This window comes from Hydrotalea sp. (assembly GCF_049968455.1).
Classification (GTDB): domain Bacteria; phylum Bacteroidota; class Bacteroidia; order Chitinophagales; family Chitinophagaceae; genus Hydrotalea.
In genome coordinates, this window is record NZ_JBMFQT010000003.1 from 27608 (window position 1) to 52718 (window position 25111).

The window sequence follows — 25111 nt, forward strand, 5'->3', positions numbered from 1 at the left end:
TATAAGTAATGAATGCATTGTGCAATTATTGCAACAATGGCAATGCAAGTATAGGTAAATAAATGTAATAAGTTTGTTTTAACGATTTGAAAAGTTGTTTCAATTCATTATCACAAACATAAAAAAGCCGGTTATTACTAACCGGCCAAGTGCATAAGGGCTTTTCTTGCTTAAACCTTCGTGTGTAATTCTAAATATTTTAAGAACTCGGAACGAGTAGCTTCTTCTTTAAACTTGCCTTCATAAAATGAAGTAACAGTGGTTGATGTGTCGTCTTCAATTCCCCTGCTGGCAACACATAAATGTTTTGCATCAATTACCACAGCAACATCCTGAGTACCTAAAATTTTTTGAAGTGCAGCACCAATTTGCATGGTAAGCCTTTCTTGCACCTGTGGACGTTTGGCAAAATAATTTACAATTCTATTGAGCTTGCTTAAACCAATTACTTTCCCATTACTAATATATGCTACATGTGCACGACCAATGATGGGAACAAAATGGTGCTCACAATTACTGTAAAAAGAAATATTTTTTTCAACCAGCATTTGATTGTAATGGTAACTATTGTTAAACAAAGTTACTTTGGGCATATTCTCAGGATTTAAGCCTTTGAATATTTCCTTAACATACATTTTTGCTACGCGTTTGGGTGTCCCCTTTAAACTATCATCGTTTAAATCTAAACCCAAAACTTCCATAATAGCCCTAAAATGTTTTTCAATGGCTTTTATTTTATCTTCATCTGATAATACAAATGCATCATTGCGCAATGGTGTATCTACCGAAGTTTGCACGTGGTTGTCGCCCATTTCATCTACCAAAACATCTGTTAAGGCAATGTTTTTGCCATTAAGCTGGATACTCGACATAATTTCGCTCGGTTTCATATAAAAATATTTTTAACTCTAAATTTTCGTCCAGCTTATTACGCAGCAACTGATAAATTACCTTTGCTATGTTTTCGGCTGTAGGATTTAATTCTTTGAAATAAACCGTATCTAAATTCAAATTCTTGTGATCAAATCGGTTTAACACTTCTTCTTTGATCATGGTGCTTAACACCTTTGTATCTATAACATAACCCGTATTAGCATCGAGTACGCCCGTTACTTTCACAATCAATTCATAATTGTGACCATGGAAATTTTTGTTATTACATAACCCAAAAATTTCAGCATTTTTTTCATCACTCCAATTGGCATTATGCAAACGGTGTGCTGCATTAAAATGTTCCTTTCTGTAAATGGCCACTTTATTCAAATCCATAATATTCATTCTTCGTTATACCATTTTCTATCAACACACAACGCAAAAGATTGTACTACAATCATATGCAACACTTTTAGCATTGATAAAACACTTTAAGAAAATCAATTTATGAACACTGTATCAGAAGTGTGCTGACCAAGTGGCTCATGATTAAGAAAGCCTGTTTAATTTATTCAATCAAACATCAAAAATAGCTTACTATGTTATACTAACCAATATTTCAGAAAATTGTTTAAACTTTTTTTATTTTTTTTAAACAGAGCAATCAAACTGTAATTTTGTCGCTTTACAGGTTTTGCATGGTATTTGAACTAAGTAAACCCTTATCTTCATTAAAAATATTAGCGCATGGACTTACAAAAAGAATTTGAGCAATATGCCATAAAGCACCGAAAAATTAGCAGTGCCACACTACATAATTTTCGTAATCATTTTAATCCAACAGCATTAACGCCTTACATTATAGAAGAACGTTCATTAAATGTTGCCCAAATGGATGTTTTTAGCCGCTTAATGATGGATAGAATTATTTTTTTAGGCGAACCTATTGATGATTATGTGGCCAATATTGTTACCGCACAATTATTATTTTTAGACAGTACCGATCGTACCCGCGATATACAAATGTATATTAACAGCCCAGGTGGCAGTGTTTATGCCGGAATGGGCATTTACGATACCATGCAGTTTGTAACCCCTGATGTTTCAACTATTTGCACAGGCGTAGCAGCTAGTATGGGTGCTGTATTGTTATGTGCGGGAGTGAATGGAAAACGAACTGCACTTAAACATAGTCGTATCATGTTACATCAGCCCAGCGGTTCAATTGGTGGCCAGGCTACCGATATTGAAATTACTGCCCGTGAAATAAAAAAGCTAAAACAGGAATTGTACGAAGTAATTGCAGAACATACCGGCAAAACAGTTGATGTTGTGGCAAAAGATTGCGACCGTGATTTCTGGATGACTGCTCAGGATGCAAAAGATTATGGATTGGTAGATGAAGTACTAATTCGCAATCCCAAAAAAGATAAAAAAGGTTAAGCTTTTCATTTTTCATTTCAAGTTTACAAACATTAAAAGATTATGATTTACAATAAATATTTAATCAATCCTTATTTAAACAACGAAGAGGGCGACGAGGAAAATACTAAAGAAGAAAAAGAACCCATGAGCCCGCAAATGATGAAGAAAATGGAAAAACTGTTTTTTGAAAAAAGAGCAGTTTACTTATGGGGCCCTGTTGATGATAAAAGTGCTAGAGAATTAGTGAGTAAAATTTTAATATTAGATGCAGATAAACCAGGAGAAGAAATTAAATTGTACATTAATAGTCCCGGAGGTGTTGTAACAAGCGGCATGGTAATTTATGACACCATACAATTAATTCAATCCCCCATCAGCACCATTTGTATGGGTTTAGCGGCCAGCATGGGCTCTATACTTTTAAGTGCAGGAAAAAAAGGAAAACGTTTTATTTATCCGCATGGAGAAGTAATGATACACCAGCCTAGTTTAAGCGGTTATTTTCAAGCTACTTCAGCCGATATAGAAATTCAGGCCGAACAGATGAAAAAAACCAAAGACTTGGGTGCCAAAATTTTAGCTGAAAACTGTGGCAAAACTTTTGATCAAATCATGAAAGATTTTGACCGTGATTATTGGATGGATGCCAATGAAGCAGTAGCTTATGGTATTGTTGATGCAGTACTTACTAAAATATAGTCGAACATCCCTAACAAATAAAATAGCTGTTCATCACTTTTAACGAAACGGCTATTAACTAAATTGTACCTTTGCTTTTCAAATACAACCCTTGAAAAAGGGTTATATTTTTGTTTTAATAGCGAAAATGAAGCCTTTAAAACAAGTAAACTTTGTATTATGGCTAAACAAACACACTTACATTGTTCATTTTGTGGTAGAAGCAGGGCCGAGGTGAAGATTTTAATTGCCGGCCAGGAAGCGCATATATGTGAAAATTGTATTGAACATGCACAGGAAATCATTGCACAGGAATTAAAAGATAATAATACACCACAAACTTTTAATAGCAATAATAAAATTGTCGTTAAGAAACCAACCGAAATAAAAAAGTTTTTAGATGAATATGTAATTGGCCAGGACGAAGCCAAAAAAGTTTTGAGTGTTGCTGTTTATAATCATTATAAACGCATTACACAAAAAACACAACCCGATGATATTGAAATTGATAAAAGCAATATTATCATGATTGGCGAAACCGGTACAGGTAAAACATTGCTGGCAAAAACTATTGCTAAAATGCTAAACGTACCTTTTGCCATTGTTGATGCCACTGTATTTACAGAAGCCGGCTATGTAGGTGAAGATGTTGAAAGTATGCTTACCCGCTTATTACAAAATTGTAATTATGATGTAAATGCTGCCGAAAAAGGAATAGTATATGTTGATGAAATTGATAAAATTGCCCGTAAAGGTGATAACCCTTCCATTACCCGTGATGTAAGTGGCGAAGGGGTACAACAAGGCTTACTAAAAATGTTAGAAGGAACAGAAGTGTTGGTACCTCCACAAGGCGGAAGAAAACACCCTGAACAAAAAATGATTAAAATTGATACTAAGAACATTTTATTCATTTGTGGTGGCGCATTTGATGGTATTGATAAAATAATTGCCAGAAGAATTAATACCAATGCCATCGGCTTTAATGTAGATAAGTTAGACCAAGAACAAAAGAAAAATAACTTATTACAATTTGTTAGCGCACAAGATTTAAAAAGTTTTGGACTAATACCTGAACTACTAGGTCGTTTACCGGTTGTAACGCACTTAGATCCGCTGGATAAAGCTACCCTACGCAACATTTTAACTGAACCGAAAAATGCTTTGGTAAAACAATACAAACGTTTATTTGAATTAGAAAATATAACGCTTACCATTGATGATGAAGTGTATGATTTTATGGTTGAAAAAGCATTGGAATATAAACTCGGTGCCCGGGCTTTAAGAAGTATTTGCGAAAGTATATTAACTGATGCCATGTTTGAATTGCCGGGTAGCAAACAAAAAGAATTTCATGTGGATTTAGCTTATGCAAAACAAATGTTTAGCAAAAGCAAACTGGGCATGTTGAAAGTTGCTTAAAAAGTATAAAAAATATTTTTAATTAAAATAATCATTTATGAATGAACTGATTGAACGTTTGGTAAAAGAAGCAGGCCTAACACCCGAGCAAGCACAAAAAGCCATTGAAACCATTGCAGGATATGTAAAAGAAAAATTCCCCATGTTGGGCGGAGCTGTTAATAACATTTTTAAAAAATAAAAAATCGGAGTTATACTCCGATTTTTTTTATACGCACTTCAATCAATAATACTTAACAGTTATTATCAGAAAAATAGGGCACATCATCACGAGCTACCGATTCTTTTTGTTGCCAATAGGCTAAAGTTACAGTATGCCCATCCGGTGTTCTTAATAATCTACCAAACACAGCATTAATAACATTAAAGGTTACATCTGCCACACCAATGGTGTATAATGATGGTACTTGTGAAGTTTCATTTTCCGTAACCCCTTCAGTTGTTTTAGCAGGTATTGCATTTACTTCAACAACAACGGTATAGCCATTGTATTGCAATAAGTTTTTTAAAAATGTTACCCTGTCAACACTAACATTTCTTTCAACAATAGCACATTTGATACCGTTTAAATCTTCAAATTCATGATTTTTATTAATGGCCATTTCAAAAAATTTAAAATGCAGCAGCAGTAAGTGAATAAATGTAATGATAAATCCAACTACCCACTCCCGTAATCAATATGCCAACTATACAAATAATGAAGCTAAGTTTTATTGGCTGCGGAATAGCAATCGTTGGCGCATCAAATTCAACATTGTTATCGAAAACTACTATTGCAACCCGTAAATAATAATATAAAGAGATAATAAGATTCACAGCAGCTAATGTTATCCATGGAATATAATTAAGATTTTCGCTTCCGGACATTATTAAAAAAAACTTGCCAAAAAAACCGGCTGTTGGTGGAATACCGGCTAAAGAGAACAAACCAATTAAAAGCACCCATGACAAAAATTTGTTCTTTTTATACAACCCTTTAAATTCATTAATATTCTGTTTATCAAAAGCATTTTCAACATAGGTAATTACACCAAAAACAGCCAGATTCGAGAATAAATAAATAACTAAAAAATACACTACAGCAGTAGATGCGTTGTATGCATTACCTAAAAAAGCTACCAGTATAAAACCAACTTGCGTTATAGAAGAAAACGCCATAAATCTCTTAAAATTTTCTTGTCGTAACGCAAATAAGTTGCCAATAACAATGGTTACCAGTAATAATATTAGCATAACAATGTGCCACACAGATTGCAAATGGTGAAATACCTTGAATAATAAATTCAATAAAACAAATAGTACAGATGCTTTTGAAACTACCGATAAAAATGCAGTAACTGATATTGGTGCGCCTTCATATACATCAGCAGTCCATAAATGAAAAGGCACTACGGATACTTTAAATAAAACACCCGCTAAAAACAATAAAAAAGCAACTAAAGAAAATGGATTCAATATAAGTTTTGCTGCTACTGCATTAAAATTTAATGAACCAGAAAGTCCATATAAAAATGAAATACCTAGTAATAGAATGGCAGATGCAAATGCAGCAGACATTATAAATTTAAAAGCAGCTTCTGATGATTGTTTATTATTGAGTTGGAAGTTAACCAACAATGCCAACGGAAGTGTTGACAATTCGAGGCCAATGTAAAAAAATAAAAAATTGGTTGATGAAAGCATACAAAACATACCTAATAAAGAAGATAACACCAATACGTAAAACTCGTAGGTATGCTCAAAACGTTGTAACCAATTATAACCTTGCAAAGAAATGATGTATGCAGCAAAAGCTAATACCGATTTTTCAAAAGCATTTAAGGCTGTTAGTTGATACATATTGCTAAAAGCTGAATTATAGCCTACCGGCCAAAATCCGGCTAACGCAATAATTAACAACAATAAATTTATCCATTGCAAGGTCCATTCTGTATGCTGCTTACCTCCCAATATTTGTGTAAGCAACAAAATGAATATACCCAGCAATAACAATAATTCCTGTTTAAATGGTAAAAGAGTATGTAGTAAGTAATATATCATTGAAGCATATGGTTTTGTTAGCCTTAATTAATTTCAACTTTGCCAATAATGAATGGTTGGTGATATTATTTTTAAAATCAAAAATGGTAACACACCCACAATTAAAATACCAATTCCCAACAAAACACCTGCCCATTTTTCATACCAACGGGCATCTATTGGTGTATCAAAATGATTTGCTTTCGTATTACCCATTAAAATAGTTCCGGCAGCTCTTAATATATACACAGCTGTAACCACTATTGAAGCGGCAGCTATAATTGTGGCTATTCGATATGGCAAAAATGGCAATTGCCATGAGCCAACCAATACAGTTACTTCAGCTACAAATCCACTTAGTCCCGGCAATCCCAAAGATGCTAAACCTGCCAAAATAAAAAGTCCGCCAATAAAAGGTAAATAAGTTAATAAGCCACCCATTTCTTTAATAATTCTGGTATGTGTTCTGCTGTAAATCATACCAATTGCAGCAAAGAAAAGTGCTGTCATTAATCCATGGGAAATCATTTGCAACACTGCACCGGTAATAGCTACAGGGTTTAACATTCCAATACCTAATACAACAAAACCACAATGGCTAACCGATGAATAAGCATTCATGTATTTTAAATCTTTTTGCACCATAGTAGCAAATGCCCCATATAATATTCCAATAACAGCCAATAAAACGATGTAGGGGGAATAAAACTGTGCAGCTGCAGGCATTAACATAGTTACCAACCGTACAAGTCCATATCCCCCCAACTTCATTGATATACCGGCCAGAAACATTGAACCCGCAGTGGGTGCAGCAGAATGTCCATCGGGCACCCAAGTATGAAAAGGAAATAAAGCAGTGAATACTCCAAAACCTATAAATAAAAATGGAAAAAATATTAATTGCAAATGATAGGCCATGCCCGAATCTTTTAAAGTTAACATATTAAAACTGGGCGACCCATTGGATGAAGCATAATAAATACCCAATATTCCCATAAATAAAATGGCAGAAGCCCCTATTAACATTAGCACCAATTTGATAGCACTATATGTTTTGTTACCACTACCCCAATTAAGAATTAATAAAAACTTGGGAATAACCGCCAATTCAAGGAAAAAGAACATTAAAAACAAATCGAATGAAATAAAGAATCCATAGGCCCCTAAAGCCAATAATGTTAATAAAACAAAAAACTCTTTTGTTAAGTATTCTTCTTTCCATGAAACTAGAATGGCTGCAATAACTACCAGAGCTGTTAAAAACAACATGACAATAGAAATGCCATCAACTCCAACAGAATAATGAATGTTCAAAGGGGCAAACCACATTACATTAGTTTGTAACATTACATTACCGGATGTCATGTCCGAATTCAATACATATTGCCACAATACATTAATTACTATTAATAATTGAATAATAGCACCTGTTAAAGCCACTGCCCTAATAACTTGTTGTTTTTGCAAAAACAACATTATAAGGATAGTGAGTATTGGCACGATAATTAAAAAATGGACAATCATATAAACATTCTTATTACGTTCAATGTATTTTACCTTCGTTTAAACTAAAAACAAAACAAACAAGCATAATATACCTACAATAAATATTAACAAATACTGCTGCACTTTTCCTGACTGCAATTTTTTTATGGCTATGGAAAACGAAAAAGTTAAACCTGCACTTACATTCACCAATTTATCAATAACCTGTTTATCAATCCATGCAGAAGCATTCCCAATTCCATTAAAAATTATTTTATGGGTAATAAACTGGTATAATTCGTCAATATAAAATTTATGTTTAACCGTGCTATACACCAACCCAAACGAATTTTCCAAACTGGCAGGCATATTACTTTCTTTAAAATATAAAATAGCAGCATATACAATCCCTAATAAAGCAAGTAAAACCGGTATTACTGAAAACCCGATATGCATAGGTAACAATAAAGGTTTACCATTAGCACTTACAAAGTTTCCAAATGGAATAAAACCCGTAACAATTACTAAAGCAATCAAAATAAGAAGCGGCAATTTTATAAGCCAGTTACCTTCATGTGCATGTTCATTTTTTACCGGCTTATTCCAAAAAATACTGAAATACAAACGAAACATATAAAATGAAGTAATGAAAGCTGTAATTAATGCAACTGCATATAACCATTTGTGTTGTTGATAAGCGGCAAATAATATTGCTTCTTTACTAAAGAACCCGGAAAATGGTGGAACTCCGGCAATAGCCAAACAACCCACTAAAAACCCAATATGGGTAACGGGCAATAATTTACGTAATCCGCCCATTTCAAGCATATTGTTGGTGTGAATAGTATGTATTATGGCACCCGCACACAAGAATAATAACGATTTGAAAAAGGCATGAGTAAATAAATGAAATAGTGCGGCAGTATACCCTAAATGACGATTCAAAATGCTATCATCTACTCCAAGTGCCAACATCATGTATCCTATTTGCGAAATAGTAGAAAATGCTAGTACTCTTTTTATATCGGTTTGGGTACATGCAATAATAGCTGCAAAAAAAGCAGTAAATGCTCCCACCATACCTACTATGGCTAAAATAGTTCCATCTAATTGAAAGATGGGAAAAAATCTGGCAATTAAAAAAACACCTGCAACAACCATAGTAGCCGCATGTATCAAAGCTGAAACAGGCGTAGGACCTTCCATGGCATCGGGTAGCCATATGTGCAGCGGAAACATAGCCGACTTGCCGGCAGCACCCATAAACAACAATAAGCAAGCCCAGGTTAAAGCAGACAAACCAATAAATGACATACCTGCACCTTGAGTAAGTGTTTGTTGACTGGTTAAACTACCCACCATTTGAACAATATCAAATTGATTAGACAAAGAGCCTAACAATAATATGCCTATTAAAAAACCAAAATCGGCAAAACGTGTCACAATAAATGCTTTTTTGGCTGCGGCAACGGCTTCGGGCTTTGTGTAGTAAAATCCAATTAATAAATAAGAAGAAATTCCAACTAACTCCCAAAAAATAAATAATTCAAAAATATTTCCGGAAAGCACTAAGCCCAACATAGCAAACGTAAATAAATCCAAATAAGCATAGTAATATCCATACCGATCTTCTCCCTTCATGTAAGCCAAACTGAATATATGTACCATTAACGAAACAATATTCACTACTAATACCATCATTACAGATAAAGCATCCACCAATATGGTGAAATTAATCGATAGGCTATTTGAGAAACTTAACCAGGGCTCATCAATAGGAATAAACAACGCATAAGCACCATTTATCTTCCCATATTCAAAATAATATTGCCACGCCAGCACAACTGAAAGAAGCGTAGTAATAATTAGTATTAACGTAGCCAAATAGCCTGATAACATAGGCCATTTTTTGCCAATAAAAAGCCGATTGACTACAAACGTAACCAATGGTAAAAAAAGTAATAAAATAACCAGTAGTCCTTCATTCATAGCAATAATTTAAAGCATCTAAAAATTCTAATCATACGCTTCATACTTAATAACTAATATTTTAATTCCTCGGTTTCACCCACGTCAATATTTTTATGATAACGATATAAATGAATAATAATAGCAATGGCAACGGCAGCTTCGGCAGCGGCAATAGTTACAATGAACAAGAAAAAGAAAATGCCATCCAATTTTTCAGGATGTAAATACTTATTGAATGCAACGAAATTAATATTCACGCTATTCAACATTAATTCAAGGCTCATTAAAATAGCCAGCATATTACGGCGCGTAAGCATTCCATAAACACCAATAAAAAACAGTGCGGTACTCAACCATAATATTTTTTGTAAAACTTCGGGCATATCATTTAATTATTTTTATTTTCTGTTTTGTGCTTCATGGCAATTAAAATACTTCCTACCATTGCAGCCAAAAGTAATAAGCTCACCAACTCAAACGGAAGCGCATAGCCGTTAGTAAAACTCATTAACTGAGTACCAATTGTATTTACGCTATCATTCAAAGTTTCACTTCTACCAACAAAATAAAACCGACCAATAATAGATGCAATAAATGCAATGCCAAACAAAACTGCAGCCACACTAAAAACGGATTGCTTAGCTGATGTTACAGCCATTTTTTGACCTGCTTGCTGGGTTAAAAAAATAGAAAAGATAATTAGGACAACAATACCACCTACATAGATAATAATTTGTACAGCTGCCACAAAAAACACATTCATCCAAAAATATAAAGCGGCAATACCCATTAACGTAAACAAAAGCCATATGGCAGCACGAAAAATGTGACGGGCCGTTACAGCCAGCAAACCGCTAATAAGTATAAACAATGCAATACAATAAAAAATGATTGAGTCCATAATTATTCTACACCGGCTCTTATTTTAGAACCCGGTTTATTTAAAATTTTAGTTAGTTGTTTACGGTCATACACACTGTGTTCAAAATTTTGCGCCATCGTAATAGCACCTGTCGGACAAGCTTCAACACACAAATTGCACATAGTACACAATTCCAAATGGTAAACAAACGTGTTTAATGCTTTTTTCTTTTTTCCATCAGGTGTAATATCGAACTGAGTAATAATTTTTATGGTACCATTCGGGCAAGCTAATTCGCAGGCGGTACAACCAGTGCAAGCGTGTTCATTATTCTCATCATGCAACATAACTACTTCGCCCTTAAACCTATCTGCCAATTTTAAAGTAGCTCTATTATCCGGATATTGTTGGGTAATAATTTCTTTCGGATGAAAAAAATAATAACCGGTAACGCACATCCCTTTTAGTAGCGTTTTAACAGCATTGAAAATATTTTTTATATATTGTTGTATTGACATATTTTTTTGTTATGGGCATTTGAGCTATGGGCAACTTTTGTTGCGTCGCACACTTGTACTGTTGTACTCATAGCAACATCATTTTGCTTTTATGTAATTACAAATACCATTTTAAAACAACAATTATGGTCATCAATAACAAATTAGCCAGGCTTATGGGCAACAAATATTTCCATTCTAAATTTAATAACTGATCAATGCGTAATCTGGGAAAAGTCCATCGAAACCACATGATTAGGAAAATTAAGCAAAAAGTTTTACCCAAAAACCAAATAGATGATGGAATATAATCCATTATATGATTAAAGCCTTCCCAATTGCCGATATGAAAAGGCATCCATCCACCAAAAAAAACAATGGCAGCAACCGCACAAACAATAAATACATTGATATACTCTGCTAAAAAAAACAGTGCGAACTTCATTCCTGAATATTCTGTATGAAAGCCTGCTGTTAATTCCGATTCAGCTTCCGCTAAATCAAATGGGGCCCTATTCGTTTCAGCAGTTGCAGCAATCATAAAAATAACAAAAGCAATAATGGCAGGTATATGACCTTTAAAAATCCACCAACCGTTTTGTTGTGAAAGAATAATATCCTGAATACTTAAACTTTGGGTTAACATTACCATGGTAATAACGGCTACACCGGCACTTAACTCGTAGCTAATAATTTGTGCGCCACTTCGCATAGCACCTAACAATGCATACTTATTGTTACTTGACCATCCGGCCATTAAAATAGCAATTACTGAAATGGATGCAATAGAAGAAATGTAAAGCACACCAATATTAATATCCCAAATTTGAAAATTGCGTGCAAATGCAATGGGAACCATTATAAGCATTGCAGCAATCATAATTAAAAATGGGGCCAAATTAAATAAAAACTTATCGGCACCATCGGGCGTTAACCCTTCTTTCAACATCAGTTTTAAAGTATCGGCACTGGTTTGTAACCAACCTTTTGGACCAACACGATTAGGACCTAACCTTATTTGCATAACGGCGGACACTTTACGTTCCATAAAAACCAATAATAAACCCAATACAGCAAAAAAAACAATAACCAGTAACCCTATTAAAATACATTCGGCTATAAATGCTAAGTGGGGTCCCCAATGCATATTTAACCATTGTTGCACTGCAGTTTTTATGGCTTCAAAACTGATTGTATTCAACATAAGCAAATTATCTATCAATATCAGGAATTACTAAATCTAATGTACCCATGGTTGCAACTAAGTCACCAATTTTACCCCCTTTAGCCATTTCATTCAATGCCGATAAATTAGAAAAACCGGGTGAACGAAATTTAATTCTATAAGGTGTAGTTCCCCCTTCGCTTACAATATACACACCCAACTCACCACGTGCTGTTTCAACCCGTTGATAAAATTCTCCTTTGGGTAATTTCAAAACTGCTTTTGTTTTGGCCTGATAATCACCTTCTGGAATATTATCAATTAATTGCTCAATTATTCGTACCGATTGCTCCATTTCCCGAATACGAACTAAATAACGGGCAAATGAATCGCCGGCAGTTTCAATAATTTCATCAAATTGTACTTGAGCATACACATCATAAGGATAACGTTTTCTTACATCGCAAGCAACACCACTGGCTCGGGCAACAGGTCCACTGCATCCATACGAGATGGCATCTTCGGTAGATAAATAACCCACCCCCTTCATTCTGTTTTGAAAAATAACATTGCCCGTAAGCAATTCATTATACTCAGCAATTATATTTTTATACCCCGCAATAAATTGTTTTACTTTTTGTTGAAATTGCGGATGAATATCGGCCATTACACCACCCGGCACCATATAATTCATGGTTAAACGTGCTCCACAGGTTTCTTCCATTATTTCATTAATGGTTTCTCTTTCTCTAAATGCATAAAAAAAGGGTGTAAATGCACCAACATCCATTGCCATAGCACCCCACCATAATTCATGTGAAGCAAGACGAGTTAATTCATCCATAATGACCCTTATGTACTGAGCTCGCCTAGGTACTTCAACCTGCAAACCTTTCTCAACACATAAAGCACAGGCGTGGTTGTTAATATGAGCCGATAAATAATCCATACGGCTTGTAACGTATATGAATTGACGGTAAGTGAGGCTTTCGCACATTTTTTCAATAGAACGATGTATATAGCCTAAGTGTGGTTCAATTTTTAGAATGGTTTCACCGTTTAATGTAATTACCAAATGCAGTACACCATGTGTTGCAGGATGCTGAGGTCCTACATTAATGGTGAAAATCCCTTCGGGCGTTGAACTTAACACTTGGTGCATGCAACTAAATTTATTTTGGTTATAATTTTATCATATTTACAGGATCTTCAAAATCTTTTCGCAAAGGCCACCCTTTAAAATCATCAGTTAAAATCAGTCTTCGTAAATCAGGATGATGCAAAAATTCTACACCAAATAATTCGTAAACTTCCCGCTCCAAAAATTCAGCAGTTTTCCATATATCACAAACAGTTTCAATTTGCGGATTTTCTCTGTTTAAAACCGCCTTCACCACCAGGTTGTGTTGCCATTTTAATGAAGTAAGATGGTACACCATGGTTAAATGTGTTTTCCAATCAACACAGGTTAAACAAAACAAATAATTGAAATACAAAGCAGGTTCACCCTGCAAAGTTTTAAGCAAAGGTTTTAATTCGTTATAGGGTACAAAAACATTCACCCACTCACCTCCTTCTTCAAAAGTTAAGTTAGCATTTAAGGGTAATAAAGAGGCTTTTAAAGCTTCATTGTCCATAAGCTATTAATTGGTAACGGTACCGGATTGTTGTTCCTTAGTTAAACCACTTTTAATTTTTTCCTGTAATGTTATTAATGCATGCAACAAAGCCTCAGGCCTAGGTGGGCAACCAGCCACATAAACATCAACCGGAATAATATGGTCAGCACCTTTTACGACGGAATAAGTATTGTAGAAAAAGGGGCCACCACTTACTGCACAAGCACCCATAGCAATAACATACTTAGGTTCGGCCATTTGGTCGTACAAACGTTTTAAAACCGGGGCCATTTTATTAACAATTGTTCCGGCAATTATAATTACGTCAGCTTGTCGAGGTGAAGCACGAGCTACTTCAAATCCAAATCTGGAAAAATCGTATTTGGCAGAAGCAGTTGCCATCATTTCAATGCCACAGCAACTGGTAGCAAAAGTTAATGGCCATAATGAGTTAGCCCTTGCCCAGTTAATAATATCATCTAACTTACTGGTTACAATGGTTCCGCCTGGTGCCTGATGCACCTGACCCGGAAATACACCGGTTATATTTTCTGCGTTTACATCCATTTTAATGCTCCTTTTTTATGTGCATATAAAAAGCCAATAAACAGTACAACTATAAAAGCAAACATTTCAACCAAAGCGCCTACACCAATTTTTTGTACAATTACTGCCCAAGGATACATAAACACTAATTCCACTTCGAACAATAAAAAAACAATGGCATATAAATAATAACCTATATGAAATTGTGACCATGGCGTGCCACTGGTTGGTATTCCACATTCGTAGGGTTGCCCTTTTTGAGGATTATAAACAGATTTAGTGAAAAAACGAGAGGCTAATATTCCTCCGGCAGAAAAAACAATGGCAGCAATCGTTAATATAAATAATGCAACGGTACCCATAACTATGGTTTAGGTTGTTAGTATTACACTAGTAAAATTTAAATTACGAACATTTTTTGATAAGTAATTTTTTGAGCGCATTTATTTTATGAATAAAGTATGACGATTTTAAAGATGGAATGCGTTTGCAAACATTTATACAATAGCAAAGCCCCCAAAAATGGGGGCTAAGTTTATGAGCAAGCAACCAAACCTAACGCTCTTATAAAAACTGTAGAAACAGTTCCTCGTTTAATTGAGTATCTCTCGTGCAATTACAATTTTTTGTATTTCAGAAGTGCCTTCGCCAATAGTACATAGCTTGGCATCTCTATAATATTTTTCAACAGGGAAATCTTTTGTATATCCATAACCACCAAATATCTGTACCGCATCATTTGCAATTTTTACCGCTACCTCGCTGGCATAATACTTGGCCATAGCCGCTTCCCTTGTATAATGACTGCTCGTCATTTTTTTATGACAGGCATTATTAATCAGCATTTCCGAAGCTGCAATTTCAGTAGCCATATCAGACAATTTAAAACTGATGCCTTGAAAATTAGCAATAGGCTGATTAAACTGATGGCGCTCTTTAGCATATTGAACTGCCGCTTTATAAGCTCCTTTGGCAATACCTAAAGAAAGAGCCGCGATAGAAATTCGACCACCATCTAATATTTTCAATGCTTGATGAAAACCGCTTCCTACTTCGCCTAAACGTTGTGCATCTGAAATTCTACAGTTATCAAAAATCATTTCGGCGGTTTCGCTGGCCCGCATACCTAACTTATTTTCTTTTTTTCCTGCACTAAATCCGGGTGTTCCTTTTTCTACAATAAATGCCGTTGCATTGTTTTTTGTTCTTGGTTCACCTGTTCGGCAAACTACTACTGCTACATCGCCCGATTTTCCATGGGTAATCCAACACTTCGTTCCATTAATTATCCAATCATTTCCATCTTTCACGGCAACTGTTTTCATGTTACCCGCATCGCTTCCGGTATTGGGTTCTGTTAAACCCCAAGCACCAATAAAAGTGGCATCTGCTAATTTGGGTAAATATTTTTGCTTTTGTTCCTCATTACCAAAGGTTAAAATATGGTTAGTACACAATGAATTATGTGCCGCCACACTTAAACCTATTGAACCACATACCTGAGCAATTTCCTGTATAATAGCACTGTACTCAAAATATCCTAACCCTGCTCCACCATATTGTTCGGGAACTAAAACGCCCATTAAACCTAATTTCCCCATTTCTTTAAACACTTCAACCGGGAAGTGTTGTTGTTCATCCCACTCCATTACATGCGGTAAAATATATTGACGGGCAAAATCTTTCGCTGTCTGTGCTACTTGCGCTGTTAACTCTGTCTGATTGAATTCCATATCCTATATCTACAATGCTAACTAATGTTAGTTCACAAATGTAGCAGTTTTTTTTATTACAGCAAGAAAATTATTGCACTGTGCAATACTTGTGTATTTGTTCAAAAGTTTCATTGCTTATGAAAGGTATTTTCTTCAAGTCATAGATGGACTGAAATGGCCCTTCTTTTTGGCGCAGAATAAGAATAGCTTTTGCTACATTTTCAGGAATGAATGGGTGATGTAATAAAGCAAATGAAGAAGCACTATTAAGGTTAAGTTTAGGAATATCGGAATTATTAATACTTACATGTGATGAAAGAAGCTGATACAAAGAATCGGTTACTCCCTGTACCTGCTTTAGTTGCTCCGGAAGTACAAATGCTCCAAGCTTTTCCCGATATCGCAGAATAGCATATGCAAGGTAGGCAGGCATACCCGGAACTTGTTTTAACTCTTCAATTGTTGCCGCATTTAGCTCAACAGATACAGTATTGTTATTACTCAAATTTTTAAAACCGTTTTTGGTAAGGGTTATTTCAGGAATTTGAATAAAGGGAATTATAGCATTAGCTTCTTCAATTCGTAAGCCCCATAATTTTTTAAAATCATCCGGTTTGTAAAACTTGCCTCCTTTTTGCCGATAATGTAGTAAGGTCTGAATGAGTTTATTTCGTAAACCCATGTTTACCAATGTAATGGAATCAACAGTATTTGGGTTAAATGCCTGTAACTGTAATGGCGCAGGATTGATGTTATCATTATCGAAAAAAGCCATACTATTTACAGTAGTTGAATCTGGCATTACATCGAGTTTTTCAATAACAACAGCTGCATCAGCACTTTTAAAAAAGTAGGGCAAACAATATAATACAACTATAATAACAATCCCTACCAATATGCCTTTCACCTGGCGGTTAGAGAAAAAAAGATAGTGTTTATGCGGTTGCATCATATACAAATACAGGTTAGCAAAATATTTGAATAAGGACTTGATGCCCCATTTCAAAATTCCATATAAAAATAAAATAATTTTTAAATAACCAATTCCAATCCGTCGTATGCGAGGTGCATATGAGAAGGCAATTGTTTACTAACTTGATGGTGAAGCCCTAACTGATGACTGATATGTGTGAAATAAACTTCGGGTATGTTTAATTCTTGTGCTAATGCTATTGCTTCCTGCAAGCTATAATGTGAAATATGCGGTTCAATTCGAAGCGCATTTAATACTAATACGGATGAACCTTTTATTTTTTCTTTTTCAGCATCATCAATTCTATTAGCATCGGTAATATAAGTGAAGGCGCCAATTCTATAGCCCACTACAGGCATTTTTAAATGCCATACCCAAATGGGTTGAATAGATAAATTATTGATAGAAAATGGCTCATGATTGACTAAATGTAAATCGATGCGAGGAACACCGGGATATGCATTTTCGGCAAAGGCATAATAAAAATCGCGCTGCAAAGCTTCAGCAGTTAAAGTGTTGGCATATACCGGCAAATTACTGTGTTGAAAATAATTGTATGCACGAACATCATCTAACCCTGCTATGTGGTCTTTGTGCGGATGCGTAAACAGCACCGCATCTAACCGTTTATTTTGTATGCGCAACATTTGGTACCTGAAATCGGGTGTAGTATCAATTACTATTTTAGTACCGTCTGTTAATGATTCAATTAATACACTGCTTCTTAATCGTTTATCTTTTGGATTATGAGAAGTACAAACAGCACAATCGCAGCCAATCATGGGTATACCGGTACTGGTGCCGGTGCCTAAAAAAGTTATTTTTAAATGACTGTTGTGCACAATTCAACAAATTATAGTTTCAAATGAAGAAGGATGCAATTCTATTTTTGCATCCTTCTTTACCCAACCTTAAGCGGGATCAATTAAGTTGGCTTTTTTTATGATGTCATCGTATAACAACTGACTTTCATGCGTTAGCTTGTCAATATCAATTGATACTTGAGGTATTAAATCCAACAAAGTATTTATTTTCCCTTCCAAATCAAGGTATTTATTCAGTACCACTACTTTTTTTGATTCGAGCAAACACCAGCCACTCTGAAAATTTCCACGTTCATATCGAACAATATAATCAGATTGGCCTAGAATATCGCTTAATTTATCAAGTGTACCTTGTGTTAATTTCATAGCTCAAAAAAAGTTCTCATTTGTCACAAAAATACAGTCAAACCGCCATTCTAACTATGCCATTTATCCACATTAAAACCGGTAACTAATGGTGGTGTATAATTGCCTGGGGGCAATTGGGGTAATACTATAGTTATCGTGTACTAAATAATTTAATGTGTTAAAAATATTAGACAACTTGCATTGAATAGCCATTTTTTTATAAGTATAACCCAATGACAGGTCAACTGTCGTAAAATCGGACAATGGAATAAGCCTACTTCCGGTAATGGATTGGCCTACCGTATTATTATAACCACCATAACGAGTACCGGTATAAAAGCCAGAAGCCCCCAGTTTTAATCCTTTCAAAACACCTTTACTCAATGTGTAAAACACACTTGCATTGGCAGTATTGCGGGGTGCATTCACCAAAGTTTCTCCCTCTATATTTGAACCTTTAGTACCCGATGTATGCGTAAACCGAATGTAATTATAGGCAAACCCTGTGATAAAATACAAGTTTTTTGAAATATTACCATTCAAACCCAATTCTACCCCATCGCTGGTAGTTTCACCATTTAAGGTTTTAATATTTGAATTGGTATTGGGGGTTACTCCATCCGCCAAGTAAATAGCTTGTTGTGCCAAATTACTATTTACAATATGATAAATACTAATGGTGCTCATTAATTTTCCGTTTGCAAAAGAATTTTTGGCACCCACTTCATATTGATTAACAATAGATGCTTTCAACGGATTACCGTACACATCAACACCAGTGTTCGCGGTAAAGTTATTGGCATAACTGGCATAGAACGACAAATTAGCAGCAGGTTGATAAACCAATCCTAATTTAGGCGAAAAAACATTGTAAGTAGCTGTAGCTGCAGAGCCTTTTACAGTTATTGGCCCACGATTGCTATTTGTAGCACTGTCAATTGTTGTTTGCACATTTGCCTGATAACTGTATCGCAATCCTGCAAATACTTTAATTTGTTGGTTTAAAGTAATTAAATCTTGTAAGTACAAACCGGCTCTATATGAAGGTGAAGTTGTTGTGGCTACCTTTATGGCATTGGGAATATCTGTTCTTTGAACAAACTGAGCAGGGTTCAATAAGTTGATGGTATCATAGGTTTTTAACTGGTTACCATTATTGTTATAAATGGTAAATGCATCGGTTAAAGTAGTAATGCTAGTATAATCAGCACCCACTAAAAAATGATTGGCAATATTTCGAATTGAAAATTTACCCTCTAAGTTCACCTGTGCAGCATAATCGTTCTCAACACTATGTGCTCTTGAAAGAGGTCGTGCAATAATACCGGTTTTACTGGCAGTATTTAAATTACCTACTCCATAAGCATCTACATCGGTAGTTTGATAAGAGCCCATTGCAGTCAACGTGTACCCATTGCTGAAGTTATGTTTAAACGTTGTAGATATGGATCCTTGTTTAACATGATTGTATGCCCATAACACATTTTGGAAACGTGAACGTGGAATTTGATTACTTAAAACACGGCCACTATCTAATGCACCAATACCGGGATCGGGCGTAATTTGCGCATTAAAATATTCGCCATTTACAAGCAAAGATGATTGCTTCCCTATTTTATACAACAATGATGGATTGATATATTGACGAATTGTTTTTACCACATCGCGATAGCTTCTATCATTTTCATAAGTTGCAACCAAACGAAACGCCAAATTTTTAGCTATAGGCCCATACACATCAATAACGGGCTTGTATTGACTATAGCTACCCATTAACATAGATACTTCTCCACCCCATTGAAATTTGGGCTTCTTCGTAATCATATCAATGATTAATCCCCCCGAAGAACTCCCATATAAAAATGCGGAACTCCCTTTGATAATTTCAACACTTTCTAGTGCAGCAGTTTCAGGCATGCCGGCAATGTTATAAGGTAATCCGTTTTTAAAAATACTACCCCCGCCGGCTCCACCGGCAATGCCGATTATATAGCCTCTGGCACCATAAGTTTCATTAACCCCGAAACGAGTTTGTACCAATGAAACACCGGGTACATTTTTTACAACATCGCCCAAACGAATGGCTTGCTGGTCGGCCATAACTTGAGAAGTTACAACACCGGTTGCTAATGGTAAATCTTTATCGGGCACTTGTAGTTTTGCTGCAGCCAATCGGGAACGATTACCATGTACAACAATTTCCTGTAATTGCTTTTCTGAAATTTTTAATTGAAATAATAATGGCGTATTCCATCCCTCAGCTACTTTTATTTGTTGATGAATATCGGCATATCCTATATATGAAATTATTAATTCATAAGTACCTTTAGCAACATTTCTAAACTCGAAATATCCATTTTCATTGGTAATGGAAGTTCGTTTTTTGTGTTCATGTATTAAATGAACAACTACTCCTTCAGCAGGCAAATTATCCGTGGTATAAATGGTTCCATGAACAACAATACCGGCATTCTCATCATCGGCGGCAAAAACAGAGGAATAAACAATTAGAAAACTAAACAAAAGCAGGATTAACTTATTACAATTTCGCATCATAAACATTCAAATTTTTCAGCAAAATTGTATTGCGGCTATTGCAAAGCACTGCCGCATCGGGAAAAGTGATTTATAAAAAAAGGAAAAAAATTGCTTACTGACTACTTACTAACCATTTTAATAATGGGGACAATCATTTCTTCTAAACTTATGCCTCCATGCTGAAAAGTATTTTTGTAATAATTGGCGTAATAATTATAATTGTTTGGATAACACAAATACTCATCTTCCTTAGCAAAAATAAAGGCAGAATTTACGGTAGGAACGGGCAGTCCGGCCTGGCGTGGATCTTTAAACGCCAAAACTTCTTTCGGATTATAGTCTAAATTTCTACCATGTTTATAGCGTAAATTGGTGGTAGTTTGTTTATCGCCAATTACTTTACAAGGCGTTTTTACACGTACACTTCCATGGTCGGTAGACAGAATGAGTTTGATATTTTTTCCTGCAATTTTTTTTAGTGCCTGGTTTAAAGCACTATGTTCAAACCAACTGCGTGTAATGCTTCGGTAACTTGCTTCGTCGGCAGCCAATTCTTTCAGCACTTCCATTTCAGTACGGGCATGGCTAAGCATATCAACAAAATTGTAAACAATGATATTCAAATCATTTTGCAACAAATTATGAATATTGTTGACCAATTGTAACCCATCGGCATAGGTTAGAATTTTGTTGTAGCTAACTTTTAAATCATCTTTTTTTAATCGTTGCAATAAGGCATTCAAAAACACTTCTTCATATAAATTTTTACCTCCCTGTTCATCATCATTCTTCCATTGGTCGGGAAATTTTTTTTCAATATCAACAGGAAGTAATCCGCTAAAAATAGCATTGCGACTATATTGTGTAGCGGTTGGAAGGATGGAATAATAGGTTTCATCTTCCAAAATGCGAAAATTTTCTGCAAATAAAGGTTGTATCGCTTTCCATTGATCAAACCGCAAATTATCAATTAATACAAAAAATAACGGTGTACCCTTTTCTACATGCGGCAACACTTTAAATTGCATTAAATCGTGACTCATAATGGGTGTATCGGCAGCTGCCGGCTTTACCCATTCTGCATATTTTTTTGTAACGAATTTTGAAAATTCCGTATTGGCTTCCTGCTTTTGTGTGGCTAATATTTCGCGCATTTCAGCGCTATCGGTTTTTTCCATTTCTAATTCCCAATACACTAATTTCTTATATATTTCAGCCCAATCCTTATAATCAGGATTATTATTAAAAGCCATAAACAATTCGCGAAATTGCTGCTGGTAGGCTGTAGTAGTTTTTTCGGAAATCAATCTTTTGTTATCGATAATTTTTTTTAAGCAAAGCAACACCTGATTGGGATTTACCGGCTTTAACAAATAATCGGTTATTTGGCTGCCTATGGCTTCATCCATTAAACTTTCAGTTTCATTTTTTGTAATTAAAACCACCGGAATATTGGGATGGCTTGTTTTCAATTTTGTTAGTGTTTCTAAACCGGTAATGCCAGGCATAGATTCATCTAAAAATACTACATCAACTGCATTATCATCTACAAATTGTAAAGCTTCAAAACCACTGGCAAAACTTTTTACCTGATAGCCTTTACTTTCTAAAAATAAAATTTGCGATTGTAAACTTTCTATTTCATCATCAGCCCATAATATGGTAATAGGTTCCATTGGTTTTCAACTTTTAAATTTTCTTTATTGGTAAGTGGTTTTCAACTTTACACAGCAATAAACGTGCAAATACTTCAAATATATTGCATACCGCTACAAATAGTACATTTGCAGGCTGCTTTAACAAACCGGCAACAAACATGAAAACAACCCAAAAAATTATTAACGACCCGGTATATGGCTTCATAACCATAAATAATCCTCTTATTTTCGATATTATCAATCATCCCTATTTTCAACGCCTCAGGCGAATTCATCAAATGGCATTAGCCTACTTAGTGTATCCCGGTGCAGTGCATACCCGTTTACATCATGCTTTAGGAGCATATCATTTAATGTGTAATGCAATTGCAGAATTAAAATCCAAACAAGTGCCTATTACTGAAGAAGAAGAAGTGGCAGTAAAAGCAGCTATTTTATTGCACGACATTGGCCACGGACCTTTTTCACATGCATTAGAAAAATACATTATTAATTCGGTACATCATGAAACTATTGGTATTGCTTTAATGCAAATGATGAACAAAGAACTGGATGGTAAACTGCAAATGGCCATTGATATATTTACAGGAAAATACCCAAAACCTTTTTTACACCAACTCATTAGCAGCCAATTAGATGTTGACAGAATGGATTATTTAACCCGCGATAGTTTTTTTACAGGAGTAAGTGAAGGTGTAATTGGTTACGACAGGATTATTAAAATGCTTACTGTTTGCAATGGCGAATTAATGGTAGAAGAAAAAGGAATCTATAGTATTGAAAAATTTTTAATTGCACGTCGCCAAATGTATTGGCAAGTTTATTTACACAAAACAGTATTAAGTGCCGAAAAAATGTTGATACACATTTTAGAGAGGGCTCGCCATTTAATAGATACTGGAGATACCCAATGCAAAACCGGAGGAACGTTAGACTTTTTTCTTTATTACCAACCTTCAAAAATTAGTGAAGAAGTTTTGCAGCAGTTTTGCAAATTAGATGATGTTGATATTTCTTTTGCCATTAAAAAGTGGGCATCACATCCAGATTTTGTGTTACAAACTTTATGTAATAAATTGTTAAATCGACAGTTGCTTAAAATTAAGTTAGATAGTAAACCGTTTAGCAATGAATTCATAGAAACTCAAACAAAAGCAGCTGCAAAACAGCTAAATATTGATGAACGAGAAGCTGTTCATTTTGTTTTTACCGGCGAAGCAGTTAATACCATGTATAAACCTAACAATGAAAATATTAAAATTCTGTTTAAAAATGGGGAAATAAGAGATATTTCAGCCATTGATAATCCATTAATCCATCAAACTATTTCCTCGCCCATTAAAAAATTTTACATTTGCACATTAACCTAGTTTAGGTGTACCCAAAAAAGTAACACGATTATGCAATTTACTGCTGCTCAAATAGCGTTGCTAATTAATGGACAAGTAGAGGGAGATGCTACTGTAGCTGTAAGCTCATTTGGCAAAATTGAAGAGGCCAAAGCGGGGCAATTATCTTTTTTGGCTAACCTAAAATATGAAGACTTTCTTTATCAAACTCAGGCATCAATTGTTATTATTAACCAAAATCAGGTTTTAAAACAACCCGTAAATGCTACATTAATACGCGTAGAAGATGCCTATGCTGCTTTTGCAGCTTTATTATCCAAATATCAACAATTAGTAAGTGAACAATTAACAGGTATTGAACAACCTTCTTACATAGCTCCTACCGCACAATTGGGTGATAATATTTATATAGCCGCATTTGTATATATTGGCAAGCATGCTAAAATTGGCAATAAGGTAAAATTATTTCCCGGTGTTGTAATAGGTGATAATGTAACAATTGATGATAACACCATTTTACATGCCGGCGTTAAAGTTTACAATAACTGCCAAATTGGTAAAAATGTTACCATACATGCAGGTACTGTAATTGGCGGTGATGGTTTTGGTTTTGCACCTCTAAATGATGGTTCGTACAAAAAAGTACCCCAAATGGGTAATGTTATCATTGAAGACAATGTTGAAATTGGCTCCAATGCAACTATTGACCGGGCAACAATTGGTTCAACCATTATACGGAGTGGGGCTAAATTAGACAACCTAATACAAATTGCTCATAACGTAGAAATTGGTCAGCATACCGTAATTGCAGCACAAGCAGGCGTTAGCGGAAGTACAAAAGTTGGTAATCACGTAATGGTAGGTGGCCAAGCAGGTATAGTTGGACACTTAACCATTGCCGATGGCAGCAAAATAAATGCACAGAGTGGGGTTAGTAAATCCATTAAACAACCCAATAGCATTGTTACCGGCTCCCCTGCTTTTGAATATACCGCAGCACTTCGCAGCCAGGCTGCATCCAGAAAATTACCCATTTTAGAAAAAAGGGTAATGGAATTGGAAAAGCTGGTACAACAATTACTGGCCGAAAGAGTTACTTCCTAGCAAAAAGCTATCTACTTCAAGCATAATCAACTTATTTTTG

The 25111-nt window shown here is 35.1% G+C and carries 26 protein-coding genes; 6 read left to right on the forward strand and 20 right to left on the reverse strand.

Going from position 1 to position 25111, the window contains the following annotated elements; translation table 11 throughout:
- Positions 1-170 precede the first annotated feature (170 nt).
- A complete protein-coding gene (gene folE / locus ACP5P5_RS02740) occupies positions 171-890 on the reverse strand; it encodes a GTP cyclohydrolase I FolE (RefSeq protein WP_428284584.1) in 720 nt (239 codons plus the stop codon).
- Entirely contained in the window at positions 853-1269 is a 417-nt protein-coding gene (locus ACP5P5_RS02745) for a 6-pyruvoyl trahydropterin synthase family protein (RefSeq protein ID WP_428284585.1), read from the reverse strand. Before ACP5P5_RS02745 ends, folE begins: the two co-directional genes overlap by 38 nt.
- Before the next feature lie 351 nt (positions 1270-1620).
- Here ACP5P5_RS02745 and ACP5P5_RS02750 point away from each other — a divergent pair, with 351 nt between their 5' ends.
- From ACP5P5_RS02750 to ACP5P5_RS02765, 4 genes are all read left to right on the forward strand, one after another.
- Positions 1621-2316 (forward strand): ClpP family protease, encoded by a 696-nt coding sequence (locus tag ACP5P5_RS02750; protein ID WP_428284586.1) that lies wholly within the window; start codon positions 1621-1623, stop codon positions 2314-2316.
- Positions 2317-2358: 42 nt separating this feature from the next.
- Entirely contained in the window at positions 2359-2997 is a 639-nt protein-coding gene (locus ACP5P5_RS02755) for a ClpP family protease (RefSeq protein ID WP_428284587.1), read from the forward strand.
- 159 nt (positions 2998-3156) lie between these two features.
- Positions 3157-4398 (forward strand): ATP-dependent Clp protease ATP-binding subunit ClpX, encoded by a 1242-nt coding sequence (gene clpX, locus ACP5P5_RS02760; RefSeq protein ID WP_428284588.1) that lies wholly within the window; start codon positions 3157-3159, stop codon positions 4396-4398.
- A 37-nt stretch (positions 4399-4435) separates the two neighbouring features.
- Positions 4436-4579: a hypothetical protein gene (locus ACP5P5_RS02765; protein WP_170120448.1), complete on the forward strand. Its 144-nt coding sequence runs from the start codon at positions 4436-4438 to the stop codon at positions 4577-4579.
- Positions 4580-4631: 52 nt separating this feature from the next.
- Here the strand turns inward: ACP5P5_RS02765 and ACP5P5_RS02770 are convergent, their stop codons facing one another.
- The 18 genes from ACP5P5_RS02770 to ACP5P5_RS02855 form a co-directional block, all read right to left on the reverse strand.
- Complete coding sequence (locus tag ACP5P5_RS02770) at positions 4632-5000, reverse strand: hypothetical protein (protein ID WP_428284589.1); 369 nt, start codon at positions 4998-5000, stop codon at positions 4632-4634.
- Between the two features lie 10 nt (positions 5001-5010).
- On the reverse strand, positions 5011-6438 hold the full coding sequence (locus ACP5P5_RS02775) for an NADH-quinone oxidoreductase subunit N (RefSeq protein WP_428284590.1): 1428 nt from the start codon (positions 6436-6438) through the stop codon (positions 5011-5013).
- 33 nt (positions 6439-6471) lie between these two features.
- Complete coding sequence (locus ACP5P5_RS02780) at positions 6472-7941, reverse strand: complex I subunit 4 family protein (RefSeq protein WP_428284591.1); 1470 nt, start codon at positions 7939-7941, stop codon at positions 6472-6474.
- A 39-nt stretch (positions 7942-7980) separates the two neighbouring features.
- Positions 7981-9891 (reverse strand): NADH-quinone oxidoreductase subunit L, encoded by a 1911-nt coding sequence (gene nuoL, locus ACP5P5_RS02785; RefSeq protein WP_428284592.1) that lies wholly within the window; start codon positions 9889-9891, stop codon positions 7981-7983.
- A gap of 53 nt (positions 9892-9944) precedes the next feature.
- A complete protein-coding gene (gene nuoK / locus ACP5P5_RS02790) occupies positions 9945-10256 on the reverse strand; it encodes an NADH-quinone oxidoreductase subunit NuoK (protein WP_111296466.1) in 312 nt (103 codons plus the stop codon).
- Positions 10257-10261: 5 nt separating this feature from the next.
- Positions 10262-10774, reverse strand: coding sequence for an NADH-quinone oxidoreductase subunit J family protein (locus ACP5P5_RS02795; RefSeq protein ID WP_428284593.1), 513 nt, complete (start codon positions 10772-10774; stop codon positions 10262-10264).
- Between the two features lie 2 nt (positions 10775-10776).
- Positions 10777-11253 (reverse strand): 4Fe-4S binding protein, encoded by a 477-nt coding sequence (locus ACP5P5_RS02800; protein ID WP_428284594.1) that lies wholly within the window; start codon positions 11251-11253, stop codon positions 10777-10779.
- 97 nt (positions 11254-11350) lie between these two features.
- Positions 11351-12436, reverse strand: coding sequence for an NADH-quinone oxidoreductase subunit NuoH (gene nuoH / locus ACP5P5_RS02805; protein WP_428284595.1), 1086 nt, complete (start codon positions 12434-12436; stop codon positions 11351-11353).
- Positions 12437-12443: 7 nt separating this feature from the next.
- Positions 12444-13559, reverse strand: coding sequence for an NADH-quinone oxidoreductase subunit D (locus tag ACP5P5_RS02810; RefSeq protein WP_428284596.1), 1116 nt, complete (start codon positions 13557-13559; stop codon positions 12444-12446).
- A 19-nt stretch (positions 13560-13578) separates the two neighbouring features.
- Positions 13579-14034, reverse strand: coding sequence for an NADH-quinone oxidoreductase subunit C (locus ACP5P5_RS02815; RefSeq protein ID WP_428284597.1), 456 nt, complete (start codon positions 14032-14034; stop codon positions 13579-13581).
- A gap of 6 nt (positions 14035-14040) precedes the next feature.
- Entirely contained in the window at positions 14041-14583 is a 543-nt protein-coding gene (locus ACP5P5_RS02820; RefSeq protein ID WP_428284598.1) for an NADH-quinone oxidoreductase subunit B, read from the reverse strand.
- The gene (locus ACP5P5_RS02825) at positions 14574-14924 is read right to left on the reverse strand and encodes an NADH-quinone oxidoreductase subunit A (RefSeq protein ID WP_111296454.1); all 351 of its coding nucleotides are present in this window, start codon (positions 14922-14924) and stop codon (positions 14574-14576) included. Before ACP5P5_RS02825 ends, ACP5P5_RS02820 begins: the two co-directional genes overlap by 10 nt.
- A 231-nt stretch (positions 14925-15155) precedes the next feature.
- Positions 15156-16295, reverse strand: coding sequence for an acyl-CoA dehydrogenase family protein (locus ACP5P5_RS02830; RefSeq protein WP_428284599.1), 1140 nt, complete (start codon positions 16293-16295; stop codon positions 15156-15158).
- Positions 16296-16365: 70 nt separating this feature from the next.
- Positions 16366-17229 (reverse strand): helix-hairpin-helix domain-containing protein, encoded by an 864-nt coding sequence (locus tag ACP5P5_RS02835; protein ID WP_428284600.1) that lies wholly within the window; start codon positions 17227-17229, stop codon positions 16366-16368.
- 80 nt (positions 17230-17309) lie between these two features.
- Positions 17310-18092 carry an MBL fold metallo-hydrolase gene (locus ACP5P5_RS02840; RefSeq protein ID WP_428284601.1) on the reverse strand — a complete coding sequence of 261 codons (783 nt, stop codon included), beginning with the start codon at positions 18090-18092 and terminating at the stop codon, positions 17310-17312.
- Positions 18093-18161: 69 nt separating this feature from the next.
- Complete coding sequence (locus ACP5P5_RS02845) at positions 18162-18440, reverse strand: hypothetical protein (RefSeq protein ID WP_111296449.1); 279 nt, start codon at positions 18438-18440, stop codon at positions 18162-18164.
- Between the two features lie 72 nt (positions 18441-18512).
- Positions 18513-20978: a TonB-dependent siderophore receptor gene (locus tag ACP5P5_RS02850; protein ID WP_428284602.1), complete on the reverse strand. Its 2466-nt coding sequence runs from the start codon at positions 20976-20978 to the stop codon at positions 18513-18515.
- A 101-nt stretch (positions 20979-21079) separates the two neighbouring features.
- Positions 21080-22636 (reverse strand): response regulator, encoded by a 1557-nt coding sequence (locus ACP5P5_RS02855; protein ID WP_428284603.1) that lies wholly within the window; start codon positions 22634-22636, stop codon positions 21080-21082.
- 140 nt (positions 22637-22776) lie between these two features.
- On the opposite strand from ACP5P5_RS02855, the gene ACP5P5_RS02860 reads away from it, so the two are divergent.
- Together ACP5P5_RS02860 and lpxD are read left to right on the forward strand one after the other, a co-directional pair.
- Positions 22777-23988, forward strand: a complete 1212-nt coding sequence (locus ACP5P5_RS02860; protein WP_428284604.1) for an HD domain-containing protein — start codon at positions 22777-22779, stop codon at positions 23986-23988.
- A 30-nt stretch (positions 23989-24018) separates the two neighbouring features.
- Positions 24019-25071: a UDP-3-O-(3-hydroxymyristoyl)glucosamine N-acyltransferase gene (lpxD, locus tag ACP5P5_RS02865; RefSeq protein WP_428284605.1), complete on the forward strand. Its 1053-nt coding sequence runs from the start codon at positions 24019-24021 to the stop codon at positions 25069-25071.
- Positions 25072-25111 lie beyond the last annotated feature (40 nt).

Coding starts and splice junctions, on each gene's coding strand:
- folE (WP_428284584.1), bottom strand. CDS start 890: ATGAAACCGAGCGAAATTATGTCGAGTATCCAGCTTAATGGCAAAAAC.
- ACP5P5_RS02745 (WP_428284585.1), bottom strand. CDS start 1,269: ATGGATTTGAATAAAGTGGCCATTTACAGAAAGGAACATTTTAATGCA.
- ACP5P5_RS02750 (WP_428284586.1), top strand. CDS start 1,621: ATGGACTTACAAAAAGAATTTGAGCAATATGCCATAAAGCACCGAAAA.
- ACP5P5_RS02755 (WP_428284587.1), top strand. CDS start 2,359: ATGATTTACAATAAATATTTAATCAATCCTTATTTAAACAACGAAGAG.
- clpX (WP_428284588.1), top strand. CDS start 3,157: ATGGCTAAACAAACACACTTACATTGTTCATTTTGTGGTAGAAGCAGG.
- ACP5P5_RS02765 (WP_170120448.1), top strand. CDS start 4,436: ATGAATGAACTGATTGAACGTTTGGTAAAAGAAGCAGGCCTAACACCC.
- ACP5P5_RS02770 (WP_428284589.1), bottom strand. CDS start 5,000: ATGGCCATTAATAAAAATCATGAATTTGAAGATTTAAACGGTATCAAA.
- ACP5P5_RS02775 (WP_428284590.1), bottom strand. CDS start 6,438: ATGATATATTACTTACTACATACTCTTTTACCATTTAAACAGGAATTA.
- ACP5P5_RS02780 (WP_428284591.1), bottom strand. CDS start 7,941: ATGATTGTCCATTTTTTAATTATCGTGCCAATACTCACTATCCTTATA.
- nuoL (WP_428284592.1), bottom strand. CDS start 9,891: ATGAATGAAGGACTACTGGTTATTTTATTACTTTTTTTACCATTGGTT.
- nuoK (WP_111296466.1), bottom strand. CDS start 10,256: ATGCCCGAAGTTTTACAAAAAATATTATGGTTGAGTACCGCACTGTTT.
- ACP5P5_RS02795 (WP_428284593.1), bottom strand. CDS start 10,774: ATGGACTCAATCATTTTTTATTGTATTGCATTGTTTATACTTATTAGC.
- ACP5P5_RS02800 (WP_428284594.1), bottom strand. CDS start 11,253: ATGTCAATACAACAATATATAAAAAATATTTTCAATGCTGTTAAAACG.
- nuoH (WP_428284595.1), bottom strand. CDS start 12,436: ATGTTGAATACAATCAGTTTTGAAGCCATAAAAACTGCAGTGCAACAA.
- ACP5P5_RS02810 (WP_428284596.1), bottom strand. CDS start 13,559: ATGCACCAAGTGTTAAGTTCAACGCCCGAAGGGATTTTCACCATTAAT.
- ACP5P5_RS02815 (WP_428284597.1), bottom strand. CDS start 14,034: ATGGACAATGAAGCTTTAAAAGCCTCTTTATTACCCTTAAATGCTAAC.
- ACP5P5_RS02820 (WP_428284598.1), bottom strand. CDS start 14,583: ATGGATGTAAACGCAGAAAATATAACCGGTGTATTTCCGGGTCAGGTG.
- ACP5P5_RS02825 (WP_111296454.1), bottom strand. CDS start 14,924: ATGGGTACCGTTGCATTATTTATATTAACGATTGCTGCCATTGTTTTT.
- ACP5P5_RS02830 (WP_428284599.1), bottom strand. CDS start 16,295: ATGGAATTCAATCAGACAGAGTTAACAGCGCAAGTAGCACAGACAGCG.
- ACP5P5_RS02835 (WP_428284600.1), bottom strand. CDS start 17,229: ATGATGCAACCGCATAAACACTATCTTTTTTTCTCTAACCGCCAGGTG.
- ACP5P5_RS02845 (WP_111296449.1), bottom strand. CDS start 18,440: ATGAAATTAACACAAGGTACACTTGATAAATTAAGCGATATTCTAGGC.
- ACP5P5_RS02850 (WP_428284602.1), bottom strand. CDS start 20,978: ATGATGCGAAATTGTAATAAGTTAATCCTGCTTTTGTTTAGTTTTCTA.
- ACP5P5_RS02855 (WP_428284603.1), bottom strand. CDS start 22,636: ATGGAACCTATTACCATATTATGGGCTGATGATGAAATAGAAAGTTTA.
- ACP5P5_RS02860 (WP_428284604.1), top strand. CDS start 22,777: ATGAAAACAACCCAAAAAATTATTAACGACCCGGTATATGGCTTCATA.
- lpxD (WP_428284605.1), top strand. CDS start 24,019: ATGCAATTTACTGCTGCTCAAATAGCGTTGCTAATTAATGGACAAGTA.